This window comes from Enterococcus sp. DIV1368d (genome assembly GCF_050542975.1).
In the GTDB taxonomy this organism is placed as follows: domain Bacteria; phylum Bacillota; class Bacilli; order Lactobacillales; family Enterococcaceae; genus Enterococcus_D; species Enterococcus_D casseliflavus.
Window position 1 is genome coordinate 2,547,460 of the sequence record NZ_CP172939.1, and the last position, 12,758, is coordinate 2,560,217.

Consider the following 12,758-nt stretch of genomic DNA (forward strand, 5'->3'; position numbering starts at 1 on the left):
ACCTTATTTCTTAGTGAATTTTGCTTCGTGGTGTTTTTTCATAACGCCTTCTTTAGAAAGGATGTTACGAACTGTATCTGAAGGTTGCGCACCTTTAGATAACCAATCAAGAACTAGATCTTCTTTGATTGTTACTTCAGCTGGGTCTAGTAAAGGATTGTAAGTACCAACTGTTTCGATGAAACGTCCGTCACGAGGAGAACGTGAATCTGCTACGACGATACGGTAAAAAGGTTTCTTTTTAGAACCCATGCGTTTTAAACGAATTTTTACTGCCATTATTTACACCTCCATTGATTTAATCACAAGAGCTAGTTTAACAGGTTTTTCTGATGGTGTAAAGAGTTTTTTCTTTACAGCTGAAAAAAGTTTTTCTTTCCTGTTTTTTCGGCATGGTTATCTTTTGCCAGAATGAATCTGGACGCGTATCATGAATATTAGAGAAACCTTTTTAAGGTCAAATCGTTTTATTTGCACCATCCACTTACTTTTGGTAAGCTAAATGAGTAGAAAACAACAAGGAGGAATTTTACATGACAAAAAAAATCGGTTTTATCGTCGGCAGCTTGCGGGAAGGTTCTTACAATAAACTCGTAGCGAAAAAATTCGCATCACTATTACCAGAAGGTTTTGAAGCATCTTTCATCGAGATCGGCAATTTGCCTTTTTACAATGAAGATTTGGAAGTTGAAGGAAAAGTTCCTGCTGAATGGACAGCATTTCGTGAAGCATTAAGCGCCGTTGATGGTGTCTTCTTCTTTACACCAGAATACAACCGCTCTGTTCCTGCAGCCTTGAAAAATGCTTTAGACGTTGGTTCTCGTCCTTACGGTGCGAGCAGTTGGGGTGGCAAACCAGCCTTAGTCGTCAGCGTTTCTCCAGGAGCGATCGCTGGATTTGGTGCGAACCATCATTTGCGTCAATCATTAGTCTTTTTGGATATGCCTACTCTGCAACAACCAGAAGCCTACATTGGCGGTATCACAAACTTGATCGATGAAAACAATGAAATCAATCCAGATACAGTAAGCTTCTTCGAAACGATCCTTGCAAAATATATTGAATTCTTTCAACGATTCAACTAATGAAGAATCCATACAAAAAGACCAAGAAACTCGGCACTGAGTTTCTTGGTCTTTTTTACTGTGAAGAATAATCGTTTGCGCTTTTTACTCGCTGCCTGACACAGACTTTCGGACAAAATGGAGTTCTGTCAGTTCCCCCATCTGTTTTGTTTCAACAAACGTCAAGCGTCTCGAGTAATCCCCCGGTTCAAACAGTCGCTTGCCTTCTCCTAAAAACACCGGCGCGATTTGAATAAACCATTCATCGATCAAATCAGCTTCCAGCAATGGTTTTAGTAAGGAACCTCCCCCTACTACCCATACGTTTTCCTCTTGTTTTAATGCTGAAACAAATGCCACTGGATCCGTTGACACTAGCGTTGCATCTGGCAACGGTTCTTTTTGTGTTCGGGAAAAAACATAGTTTGTCGTTTCGGGATACAACAGTCCACCATCCATAAGTTTTTTTGCTTCTTGATAGGTCTTTCTCCCCATCACTGTCGCATCGATGGTTGCAAAAAATGCTTCATAAGTCGTGGCGACACCGGTATCGGTTTGAAACAGCCAGTCCAGTTGATCCTTCAGACCTGCTAAATAGCCATCGAGGCTGATCGCACCATAGAATATCACTTTTCCCATTATGCTCGCTCCTTTATTCTTTGTTTGCTGCTGATGTTCGACAAACACAAGTGACTAAATGGTCGTTGACCATGCCGACAGCTTCCATAAAGGCGTAAATAATGGTCGTTCCGACAAATTTAAACCCTCGCTTTTTCAAATCTTTCGCTAGCTGATCAGAGATTTCCGAATGGGTCGGTACATCGGATTGCTGCTCAAATTCATTAATGATCGGCTGATGATCGACATATCGCCACAAGAATGCGGAGAAACTACCATATTCTTGCTGGATTTTTAAAACTTCTTGGGCATTGCTGATCGCCGCTTCAATCTTTCGCCGATTGCGGATGATTCCTGGATTCATCATCAGTTCTTCCACTTTTTCTTCCGTATAGTTCGCTACTTTGGTGATTTCAAACTGATCATACGCCGCATCAAAATTCGCCATTTTATTTAAAATCGTTTGCCAGCTCAACCCTGCTTGATTCATATCTAACACCAATTTTCGAAACAACTGCTGATCCTCATACTCAGGTTTCCCCCAGATTGTATCATGATACTCCTGCATCACTGGTGTACTGTTGGCCCACTCACATCGTTCCATTGTCCTCATCAGCTCCTTTTTGTTTATTTTATCATAAAAGACTTTACTTCCACTAGTGTACTACGTATACTAGTACACATAAATGAAAGGAGCTGATTTTGTGGTTCGCATTAACAAAGCCAGCAGCAAACCTTACTATGAGCAATTGGTTTTAAGTATCAAAGAAGATATTCTGAACGGTGTTCTAACCGCTGGAGACCAAGTGCCTTCGGTTCGTGAAATGGCCAAGCACCTGTTGATGAATCCAAATACCGTCAGCAAAGCCTACAAAGTATTGGAAAATGAGCAAGTGCTTGTCACCATCAAAGGAAAAGGCACCTTTGTGAAAGTTACTGAGGATCTGCCACGCGATGAGATTCGGATCTTACAAGTGAAAGAACGTTTGAAAGAATTGGTGATCGAAGCACGCCATCTACAGATCAGCATGCGTGAGCTGAGCGATTGGATGAATGGCTTTGAACAAGAGTTAGGAGGCGATCCGCAGTGAAGATCGAACATGTGACCAAGAAAATGGAACAAACAATTATCTTAGAAAACGTGAACTTCTCTTTGGAAAAAGGAGAACTCGTAGGATTGATCGGCCGCAATGGTTCTGGGAAAACCACGTTGTTTCGGACGGTCGCTGGACATTATTTACTAGATGATGGCGAGATTTCAATCGATAACCAACGCCTGGATCAGCACCCGGAATTAAAAGAACAGCTTTTTTATATCGATGAAAAAGAAAACTTTCTGGCTGCCTACTCGTTAAAAAAAATCAATCAATTTTATCGGCTTGCTTATCCGAATTTTGATCAAAATCTTTATTTAGAATTGATGCAAAGCCATGGTCTGCCGCTAACGCTTTCTTACCGGCGAATGTCAAAAGGAATGCAAGGTCTTTATAAGATGATTCTAGCGATCGCCTCAAATGCGACGTTCTTACTGTTAGACGAACCTTTTGATGGTCTTGATGTGATCGTCCGTAAAAAAGTGATCGGACTATTGCTGGAAAGCCTCAGCGAGTCGAATCGTACTGCATTGATCGCTTCCCATAATCTAAATGAATTAGAGCATATTATCGATCGTGCCTTGTTGATCAAAGGGAAAACGATTGAAGGAGACTACCGTTTGGAAACGATTCGCGAACAATCTCGCAAACTTCAACTCGTCTTTCGCAGCAAGCAGATTCCTCCCCTTATCAAGCAGCGCTCCAAGCTGATTCAAAAACAAGGTCGAGTCTTGACCGCTTTGTTTGACAATTACACAAAAGAGTTGGCAGCTGAGATCCAGCAGCTTGACCCTTTGGTTTTCGAAGAATTGCCCTTGACCTTGGAAGATCTGTTTGAAGCAAATTTACGAAAAGAGGCATTAGTGGAAGGATAGAGGTGGAAAACGATGTTAAGCAATATATTTAAAGAACGCTACGGCAAGCTGCTGATCGGCTTTTGTTTTGTCTTACTCTTAATGTATCTTGGTGATGGCTGGCAATCACAAAAAGCCTGGCATCAGCAAGAACGCTATTTGACATCTGAAGAATTTATCAAAGATTTCAACGAAAATCGAGAGTACTATGTCAAAAGCTACAAGGGTGAAACCCCGGTTTACTTTGATTCGGCAACAGAGTACCGCGATGCGGTATTGACGATCAGCAATGAGTCCCCTGATGAGATTTATTACAATCGCCCTTATATGACCACCATGAATCAATTTGTGATTGTCTTCCTGTTTATTTGGGGCTTCTTGTCCTTTTTTGTCGATGGCCGCACCAATTTCAATCGCTTTTTATTTGCTTTACCCTTTAGCAGAAAGCACGTCTTTCACAAGAAACTGCTTTTTATCGGCTTACCCTTGACCGCTTGTTTAGTGTTGGGTCTGTTAGGTCATATCCTGATCGAATACACGATGATCCCAGCTCGCTATCTCGCTGTGCCGCTTCAAGACGTGCTGCTTTCTGCCCTTAGTACCTTGGCAACGAATCTGCTAGTATTTGCTGCAGGTCTCTTGTTAGGCGTTTTGCTGGGGAATCTGTTTACTGGCGTGCTCTCGGTCTTCTTCACTATTTCGCTAGGATCAATGGGGTATAGCTTTTTCCAATGTACCCGCGAGTTTTTTAGTTTTGTATTTCTTGGTCATGGGGATTTTCTGATTCCTTTTCAAACCTGGATCGATTGGCCGCAAGGATATGTCTACCCTTGGTGGCTGCTGCTCCTTTACCTCGGCTTGAGCGGCTTACTGATTCTTGCTGCCGAAAAAGTGTTCTCGAAAATCTCTTTAGAAAATGACGGTGATTATATAACGATCCCTAAATTGCGCGCACCAGTTTATTGGCTGCTTTCTTTGGGAACCTGGTTCTATTTATCCATGATTTCTTATTACCCACTAGAAATTTTTTACCGTAATCTTTATGAGGGGTATGATGTCAGTCTTTGGAACATTGCCCTTCGGCTCGGTTTATTACTGGTTGCCTGCTTATTCATCAGTTTGCTGCTTGTCTATCCTAAAGCGCTGATGAATTGGTGGTACAAACGAAAAAACAAACAAATCAGTGGAATATAAAAAAGCATCCCTGCAACATGTTCTTGTTGCAGGGATGCTTTTAAGTTTAATGTCTAGGTTTGTCGTCGTCTTTTTTGTCAAAGAAGTCATTTACTTTACGAGAAACATCATCCGCAAAATCTTCAACCTTATCTTTGGCTTTCCCATATTTATTTTGGGTTTTGCCTTTTAATTCTTCGGAGTCATCTCCTGTAAGTTTCCCTTTTGTTTCGGTTACTTTTCCTTCAATGCGATCTTTGTTTGTCATCGTAAAAAACTCCTTTCATACTTGCTATAAATTAATAGTAGCACCATTTAACAGAAAGCACGAATGTTCTGCTTCTATCCTATTCTTAGAGTTGTCCGCAACGATAGTTGATCGCTATTTTTGACTCTTGGACGATTTAGGATATTCGGTAGAAAGCTGGCTTTCTCTATAAAAAAGGATGTTCTCTAGATGTTTTATTTGATGTTCTTTGAAGGAGTTCATTTAAAGAGGACGCTGTGAGCATAAAAAAGCATGACCTGAAGAAGGCAATCTGAGGAGCTGCAGTTGCTAGAATCAGCAGGTACAGATTCTCGATTTGGTGCCTTTTCAGATCATGTTTTTTTAATTACACGAAGATAAGGTTCAGTTCTCAGTTCCTATCAGTGTTAAACGATTATTTGCGTTTTTTCTTTTTCTTCTTTTGTTTCTTGACCATGCGGTTCATGGCCATTTTTCCAAGTTTCCCTTTGACACCGCCGCCAAACATTTGATCCATGCCAGGAATGTTCATATTCCCTTTACTCATTTGCTGCATCATTTTGCGAGATTCTTTGAATTGTTTGATCATACGGTTGACTTCGACGACACTGTTTCCAGAACCAGCAGCAATACGGCGGCGACGGCTTGGATTCAACAAATCAGGATTTTCCCGTTCAGCTGGTGTCATAGAATAAACCATGGCTTTTTGTCGAGCAATTTGTTTCGGATCAACTTTGACATTTTCGATACCAGGCATTTGGCTCATTCCAGGAATCATTTTTAAGAGATCTTCAATTGGGCCCATGCCCATAACTTGATCGATCTGTTCGACAAAGTCATTGAAATCGAAGGAGTTTTCCTTCATTTTTTGAGCAAGCTCTTCTGCTTTTTTCTCGTCGTAATCTTTCTGTGCTTTTTCGATCAAAGTCAGCATATCACCCATACCGAGAATCCGACTAGACATCCGATCTGGATGGAATACTTCAAGGTCGGTCAATTTTTCACCGGTACCAGTGAACTTGATTGGAGCGCCCGTAACTTGACGAATCGACAATGCCGCCCCGCCACGAGTATCGCCATCTAGTTTGGTGATGACTACCCCTGTGATCCCCAGTTGTTGATTGAAGCTTTCCGCCACGTTGACAGCATCTTGTCCTGTCATCGCATCTACTACCAGTAAAATTTCATTTGGCTGTGCCAAGTCCTTGATTTGTTTTAGCTCTTCCATCAAGTTTTCGTCGATATGCAAACGACCCGCCGTATCGATCAAAACGTAGTCATTTTTCTTTTCCCGAGCCAAAGCCAACCCTTGGCGGACGATTTCAACTGGGCTGACATCAGTTCCCATATCAAAAACAGGTACATCCAATTGCTGCCCTAATACTTTCAACTGGTCGATCGCAGCTGGACGGTACACGTCACCAGCGATCATTAATGGACGTGCGTTTTCGGTTTTGATCAAATGGTTGGCTAATTTCCCAGCAAAGGTGGTTTTCCCTGCCCCTTGCAAACCAGCCATCATGATGATCGTTGGGATCTTCGGTGATTTTTCGATCCCAACTGTTTCTGATCCTAATGTTTTGGTTAATTCTTCATCAACGATCTTAACGATTTGTTGCGCTGGAGATAGGCTTTCTAATACTTCTACCCCCACTGCCCGTTCACGGACATTTTTGGTAAACTCTTTTACAACTTGCAGATTGACGTCGGCTTCTAATAAAGCTAGACGAATCTCACGCATCATTTCTTTTACATCTGCTTCAGATACTTTTCCTTTTCTGCGCAGTTTGCTCATTGCCTGCTGGAGGCGTTCAGTTAAACTTTCAAATGCCATTTTTTTTCATTCCTTTATTCTTCAATTTCTTGGAGCTGTTGAATAAACCCCTGTAAGGTTTCGTCTTTTGGATAGTGGGTTTTCGTATACTCGCTTAGCTGATCCAGCAAGTCTTCCCGCATGATATAATCCGAAAACATATGTAGTTTTTTTTCATAGTCTTCTAAAATACGTTCGGTGCGTTTGATGTTGTCATAGACTGCTTGACGGCTAACTTGATACTCTTCAGCGATTTCTCCTAGAGAAAAATCATCTGCGTAATACAATTCCATGTAATTCATCTGTTTTTCCGTCAATAACGTGGAATAAAACTCAAACAACGCATTCATGCGATTGGTCTTTTCAATTTCCATTTGCTTCCTCCTGTTTTGCAAGCCATTCGACATCGGACAAAACAGTCATGCCTTGTTGTCGAAAATAGGCACAAGCGACACCGACCCCTGTTTTTTTGATTCCAGAAAAATTGCCATCATAAATCGTCTGACTGCCACAAGAGGGACTTTTCTCTTTTAAGATCAGTTGGGTGATGCCTTGCTCTTGTAATTTTTGATAAGCAATTTTCGCGCCTTTAGTAAATTGTTCCGTCACGTCTTCTCCTGAAATGGTGACGACCTTCGCTCGCTGCGCCCAAACATCCACCCCATCGCCACCGACGATTTCGGCCGGTTCACGTGGAATCGGCAAGCCGCCAAGAACTTCTGGACAGACCATCATGGCTTGACCCGCACGAACAAGTTCGATCAATTGTGGTACTGCTTGATGTTTTCCATCGTAGCGGCAAAGGGCACCGCCTAGACACGCACTGATTCCAATCATTTAGCACCCTCAGCTTTCCTATGAAATCGTCCTTTATTATAGCATTTATTTAGTGGTTGCAATAGTACCAATTGTCTATTCATGCTAAAATAGGACTTGTTCGTTGAAATTTAATCGTTTCTTGAAAAAAAGAAACGAAAGGAGTCTATCATGAAAAAAATACTCGTTGTCGATGATGAACCTTCAATCGTCACACTTTTAACCTTTAATTTAGAAAAAGAGGGCTACCAAGTCGTTTCCGCCTCAGATGGTCAAAAAGCCTTCGACTTGGCGTTGTCAAAACCTTTTGACTTTATCATCTTGGATGTCATGCTGCCGAATTTGGACGGCATCGAAATCACAAAGAAATTACGGCAAGAAAAAATCGAGACACCGATCCTCGTCTTGACCGCAAAAGATGATCCGATCGACCGGATTTTGGGTTTAGAGATCGGGGCTGACGACTACTTGACGAAACCCTTCAGCCCTCGAGAAGTATTGGCTCGAATGAAGGCCATCTTCCGTCGCTTAGAACCTCGTCAACAAGCACGAGAAGAAGATCAACCTGCAGAAATCTTGCAAATCGGCGGAATTCAAGCCGATCTGACCAATTTCCAGGTCAGTGTGGATGGGGAGAAAATCTTCCTGACCCCGAAAGAGTTCGAGCTGCTGGTTTACTTTATGAAACGTAAAGGCCGCGTGATCGATCGCGATACCTTACTCAATCGTATTTGGAATTTTGACTTTGATGGACAAAGTCGCATCGTGGATGTTCACATCAGTCATTTAAGAGAAAAATTGGAAGCTGATCCCAAGCGTCCAGAATACTTGGTGACCGTTCGAGGATTTGGGTATAAATTTCAGGAGCCGACCCAATGAATAAACGCTATGGCTATGGTTTATGGTCAATCGGTCTATTGCTGATTTTTTTCCTGTGTTGGCAAGTTCTAAGCAGTTTTTACCGTCAGCAAGTCATCGCCCAGCAAGTGGATTTTCTGCAAGAGAAAGCCGCTGTGTTTTTGAATCTCTCAGATAACCAAACCGCAGCGCTCGAACAATTTGCCGATGCCTATGTTCAAGACAGCAATAGCCGCATCACTTTGTTAGATGATCAAGGCCAAATCATTTTCGATACTTATGATCATACTCTCCATGAAAATCGCTCCGATCGTCCAGAAGTTCAAGCCGTTTTGCGCGGAAGCGCCGTTGGACAATCGTTGCGGGAAAGCGACACCTTGCATGAAGAATTGCTTTACGTGGCGATTCCTGTCAAAGAAGATGGAAACTTAACTCAAATCTTGCGGATCGCAGAACCGACTGCTGCTTTTTTTGCGAAAAACCAAGGAATCAAGCAATCGATCTTGATTGTCTATCTTGTCTTTTGTTTCTTGATCAGCCTGCTGATTTTTCACACGCTGCGTCAGCGGAATCGTCCAATCCAAACGATTCTGCCCGTCGTAAAAAAAATGATCACCTCGCCCGATCAACAAGCAATCATTATGCAAGAAACCCCTGAACATGACGAGTTGTATCAACTGATCAATCAGCTGAGCGAACAAATGAGCCAGACCTATCGGGCCTATGCGGCATCTGAACAACAGTTGTACGGCTTGCTCAGTGAACTGATGATCGGTGTCTTTATCATTAATGAAGAAAATCAACTATTGCTGTTGAATCCGACGATGCAAGAACAGTTGGGGATGGAAAATGCGCCAACCTTGCCGCAGCCCTTCACTGAAGTGATCCATGACACACAACTGATCCAATTGATCTATCAATTTAACGACGAGACCCCTATTTTCCATGCGGAAACCACCCTTAGCGGGGAACGTTCAAAAGTCTTGGATGTTACCTTGCGAAGCTTCCAAGAAAACCAGTTGATTGGTATTTCTTATGACTTGACGCGCATCCGACAATTAGAAAAAATGCAAAAAGATTTTGTCGGCAATGTTTCCCATGAATTAAAAACGCCGGTAACTTCCTTGATTGGGTTTACCGAAACACTGCTGGACGGCGCCAAAGAAGACCCAGAAACATTGCAGACCTTTTTAGAGATCATTCAAAAAGATGCTTATCGCTTGAAAAATCTAATACAAGATATCATCCAACTGTCTCAAGACAGTGATTCTTTCCAGTATGTCGACCAACCGATCAACTTTTCTGAGCTGCTGCAACAAGTCGTTCAAACCTATGGTCCCGCAGCTGCTAAGAAGCAATTGACCTTTCAATTTGAAGGACCCGAACCCTTCATTTTATCTACCAAAAAAGAGCTGCTGCAGCCCATCGTAAAAAATCTGGTAGAAAATGCTGTCACCTATTCAAAACCTGGTGGTGTCATCACGTTATCCTATTCAGAGCAAGACGACCAGCTGCTATTTCAAGTGCAGGATCAAGGCATCGGCATCGATGAAGAAGATCAAGAACGGATTTTTGAGCGGTTTTATCGGGTGGACAAAGCCCGCGCTCGCAATTCTGGCGGCACTGGACTTGGGCTGGCTATCGTCAAAGACTATACCAAATTATTAGGCGGCAGCATCAAGGTTGACAGTTTCCCCAAAATTGGTTCTACCTTTACGGTGACTTTGCCGCTTCATGAAAAAGATGATTATTGATAAAAAACAGCCGATAACAGGTGAATAATTGTTATCGGCTGTTTTTGTAGTTGTTTTTCATTACCAAATGAAGCACCAGCTAATAGCATCTTCTTGATGCTCTAAACAAAAAAAGAAGGAGCATTCTCCTTCTTCGGTCATTTCACTATTCAACATTCGTTACTTCGCCGTCTACACTGCGTTCTACTTTCATATCAGTGATTGGCAAGTAACCTAATTCGATAACGATTCCTTGTTGGACATCGTCTGTCATGATGTAATCAAGAAACGCTTTGACGTTTGCATCTGGCTCGCCGTTCGTGTACATATGCTCGTAAGACCAGATTGGCCATTTGTTATCTGCAATGTTTTCAGGAGTCGCTTCTACCCCATCAAGAGATAGCGCTTGGATCGAATCGTCCAAATAGGATAAAGCAAGGTAGCTAATTGCTCCTGGTGTTTCAGCAACGATTTTACGGACTGTTCCAGAAGAGTCTTGTTCTTGTGTTTGGATCGTCTCTGCACCATCTAAGCCCCATTTTTCAAAGGTCGCTCTCGTACCGCTGCCTGATGCGCGGTTGATTACAGAGATTTCTTGATCTGCTCCGCCTAGTTCAGACCAATTCTTCACTTTGCCTGTAAAAATATCGATTAAATCTTGTTGGCTAAGGTCCGTAACGCCTGCGTCTTTATTTACCACTGGTGCCATACCAACTACGGCTACTTTATGGTCAACTAATTTGCTAGCATCCACACCATCTTTTTCATCCGCAAACACATCGGAATTGCCGATCGTCACCGCGCCTGCTTCTACTTGACTTAAGCCAGTTCCGCTGCCGCCACCTTGAACCGTAATTGTATAATTGGGATTGTCTGCTGAGAAGCTTTCACCTGCTGCTTCAACCAAGGGTTGCAATGCCGTTGAGCCCACAGCTAAAATTTCTACATTTTCATTTGATGCGGCACCTGATGAAGATCCGCCTGATGCTTGACTGCTCTCAGTGCTTGCGCCACCGCTCCCACAGCCAGCTAATAATAATCCAGTTGCAAAAAATAAAAGTCCCAATTTTTTCATTTAGTAAATCTCCTTTCGTTATATGCTTAGTTTAGCAAGGCGGTGTAAACCCTTGATGGATTTCATGTAAAGAATCGATAAAGCGATGTAAATCTTTTGTAAAGTTCGTCGATTGCCTAAAAAAGCCCCCGCTGCATCCATCAGAGGGGGCTTACTTTATCTAACACTTATGAACGAAAGAAACGTTTGTAGAATCAATTGCTTTGCATATAGCGTGTCAAGCGATCCATCGCTTCCACCAAGTTTTCCATACTTGCCGCATAGCTTAAACGAACATAGCCTTCTGCTTCGGGACCAAAGGCGATCCCTGGAATGATTGCTAATTGATTCTTTTCGGCTAAGTCGACACAAAAAGCCATGGAATCTTGGTTGAAACCTGCTGGTATTTTGGCAAAAATGTAGAATGCACCAGATGGCTTCGCCATTTCAAAACCAAGGGCAGTCATCTTTTCAAACAAGTAATCTCTGCGTTCACGGTAATCGGCTTTCATAACTTCTGCATCGTTGATGCCTTCGATCAATGCCCGCACTGCGGCTTTTTGAGAAATCGTTGATGCCGCGGTCACTAAGTATTGGTGGACCTTAATGATCTGAGCAGTCAACGCTGCTGGTGCAAAAATGAAGCCGACGCGCCAACCAGTCATCGCGTGTGATTTCGACAAGCCGTTGATCACGATCGTTTGATCCCGCAAGTATTCAGCAATGGACACATGGGTTTCATCATAAGTCAACTCACTATAAATTTCATCGCTAATAACAAAAACGGGGTATTTTTCTAAAACTTCTGCCAATGCTTTGACTTGTTCTCGGGTATAAACGACCCCTGTTGGATTGCTAGGATAATTTAAAATGACTGCCTTGACTTGCTCCCCATGTTCTTTTAAGGCTGCTTCCAAAACTTCTGGCGCTAAAACAAAGTCATTGTCCGTCGTATCAAGATAAATCGGTTTGGCATGAGCTAAATGGATGACTGGTTCATAGCCTGGATAAATTGGTGCTGGTAGAATCACTTTATCACCAGGTTCTAACGTGGCTAATAAAGAAGCTGAGATTGCTTCCGTTGCACCGATCGTCACTAATACTTCTGATTGAAAGTCGTAATCAAGCTGATATTTATTTTTCAAAAAGAGACTGGCTGCTTGCCGAACATCTGCTAAGCCTGCCATTCCAGAATAGTGGCTGAAATTTTGTTCGATTGCTTGGACACCCGATTTTTTCACGTGCTCCGGTGTGTTGAAATCCGGCTCGCCTAACGTTAACTTTAAAATATCAGGAATTGAAGAAACCCGTTCATCAAATTTACGAATCAATGAAACAGCTATATTGTACACTTCGTGATTGAAGCGTTGGCTTACGTCTGCCATAGTATCACTCCTTTGAATTAAGCAAATTCATTCGCTATTGTTGTTAATC

Annotated in this window: 15 protein-coding genes; 6 read left to right on the forward strand and 9 right to left on the reverse strand. The window is 42.4% G+C overall.

The window, feature by feature from the left end:
- Window positions 1–3: 3 nt before the first annotated feature.
- Window positions 4–279, reverse strand: coding sequence for a 30S ribosomal protein S16 (gene rpsP, locus IGJ44_RS11955; protein WP_005228917.1), 276 nt, complete (start codon window positions 277–279; stop codon window positions 4–6).
- A gap of 254 nt (window positions 280–533) precedes the next feature.
- On the opposite strand from rpsP, the gene IGJ44_RS11960 reads away from it, so the two are divergent.
- Complete coding sequence (locus IGJ44_RS11960) at window positions 534–1,085, forward strand: NADPH-dependent FMN reductase (RefSeq protein WP_005228916.1); 552 nt, start codon at window positions 534–536, stop codon at window positions 1,083–1,085.
- An 84-nt stretch (window positions 1,086–1,169) separates the two neighbouring features.
- Here IGJ44_RS11960 and IGJ44_RS11965 read toward each other — a convergent pair whose 3' ends face one another.
- Entirely contained in the window at window positions 1,170–1,703 is a 534-nt protein-coding gene (locus tag IGJ44_RS11965) for a dihydrofolate reductase family protein (RefSeq protein WP_005228914.1), read from the reverse strand.
- Between the two features lie 13 nt (window positions 1,704–1,716).
- Entirely contained in the window at window positions 1,717–2,286 is a 570-nt protein-coding gene (locus IGJ44_RS11970) for a DNA-3-methyladenine glycosylase I (protein WP_167826980.1), read from the reverse strand.
- Between the two features lie 100 nt (window positions 2,287–2,386).
- Here IGJ44_RS11970 and IGJ44_RS11975 point away from each other — a divergent pair, with 100 nt between their 5' ends.
- From IGJ44_RS11975 to IGJ44_RS11985, 3 genes are read left to right on the forward strand one after another with little or no spacing between them, the layout of a single operon-like run.
- Window positions 2,387–2,773 (forward strand): GntR family transcriptional regulator, encoded by a 387-nt coding sequence (locus IGJ44_RS11975; RefSeq protein ID WP_005228910.1) that lies wholly within the window; start codon window positions 2,387–2,389, stop codon window positions 2,771–2,773.
- Window positions 2,770–3,651, forward strand: coding sequence for an ABC transporter ATP-binding protein (locus tag IGJ44_RS11980; RefSeq protein ID WP_167826979.1), 882 nt, complete (start codon window positions 2,770–2,772; stop codon window positions 3,649–3,651). Before IGJ44_RS11975 ends, IGJ44_RS11980 begins: the two co-directional genes overlap by 4 nt.
- Before the next feature lie 12 nt (window positions 3,652–3,663).
- Complete coding sequence (locus IGJ44_RS11985; protein ID WP_167826978.1) at window positions 3,664–4,824, forward strand: ABC transporter permease; 1,161 nt, start codon at window positions 3,664–3,666, stop codon at window positions 4,822–4,824.
- A gap of 46 nt (window positions 4,825–4,870) precedes the next feature.
- Here the strand turns inward: IGJ44_RS11985 and IGJ44_RS11990 are convergent, their stop codons facing one another.
- The 4 genes from IGJ44_RS11990 to IGJ44_RS12005 form a co-directional block, all read right to left on the reverse strand.
- Entirely contained in the window at window positions 4,871–5,071 is a 201-nt protein-coding gene (locus IGJ44_RS11990) for a CsbD family protein (RefSeq protein ID WP_005228904.1), read from the reverse strand.
- A gap of 394 nt (window positions 5,072–5,465) precedes the next feature.
- Entirely contained in the window at window positions 5,466–6,884 is a 1,419-nt protein-coding gene (gene ffh, locus IGJ44_RS11995) for a signal recognition particle protein (protein ID WP_430605727.1), read from the reverse strand.
- A gap of 14 nt (window positions 6,885–6,898) precedes the next feature.
- Window positions 6,899–7,237, reverse strand: coding sequence for a putative DNA-binding protein (locus tag IGJ44_RS12000; protein ID WP_005228897.1), 339 nt, complete (start codon window positions 7,235–7,237; stop codon window positions 6,899–6,901).
- Window positions 7,227–7,700, reverse strand: coding sequence for a DUF523 domain-containing protein (locus IGJ44_RS12005; protein WP_016608717.1), 474 nt, complete (start codon window positions 7,698–7,700; stop codon window positions 7,227–7,229). Before IGJ44_RS12005 ends, IGJ44_RS12000 begins: the two co-directional genes overlap by 11 nt.
- A 150-nt stretch (window positions 7,701–7,850) precedes the next feature.
- Between IGJ44_RS12005 and IGJ44_RS12010 the strand changes: the two genes are divergently transcribed.
- Together IGJ44_RS12010 and pnpS are read left to right on the forward strand one after the other, a co-directional pair.
- Window positions 7,851–8,558 carry a response regulator transcription factor gene (locus tag IGJ44_RS12010; RefSeq protein ID WP_005228895.1) on the forward strand — a complete coding sequence of 236 codons (708 nt, stop codon included), beginning with the start codon at window positions 7,851–7,853 and terminating at the stop codon, window positions 8,556–8,558.
- Window positions 8,555–10,291: a two-component system histidine kinase PnpS gene (pnpS, locus tag IGJ44_RS12015; RefSeq protein ID WP_167826977.1), complete on the forward strand. Its 1,737-nt coding sequence runs from the start codon at window positions 8,555–8,557 to the stop codon at window positions 10,289–10,291. Before IGJ44_RS12010 ends, pnpS begins: the two co-directional genes overlap by 4 nt.
- Before the next feature lie 145 nt (window positions 10,292–10,436).
- Here pnpS and IGJ44_RS12020 read toward each other — a convergent pair whose 3' ends face one another.
- Both IGJ44_RS12020 and IGJ44_RS12025 read right to left on the reverse strand, forming a co-directional pair.
- Window positions 10,437–11,345, reverse strand: a complete 909-nt coding sequence (locus IGJ44_RS12020) for a phosphate ABC transporter substrate-binding protein PstS family protein (RefSeq protein WP_016608721.1) — start codon at window positions 11,343–11,345, stop codon at window positions 10,437–10,439.
- 194 nt (window positions 11,346–11,539) lie between these two features.
- On the reverse strand, window positions 11,540–12,709 hold the full coding sequence (locus IGJ44_RS12025; protein ID WP_081116389.1) for a pyridoxal phosphate-dependent aminotransferase: 1,170 nt from the start codon (window positions 12,707–12,709) through the stop codon (window positions 11,540–11,542).
- Between the last annotated feature and the right edge of the window lie 49 nt (window positions 12,710–12,758).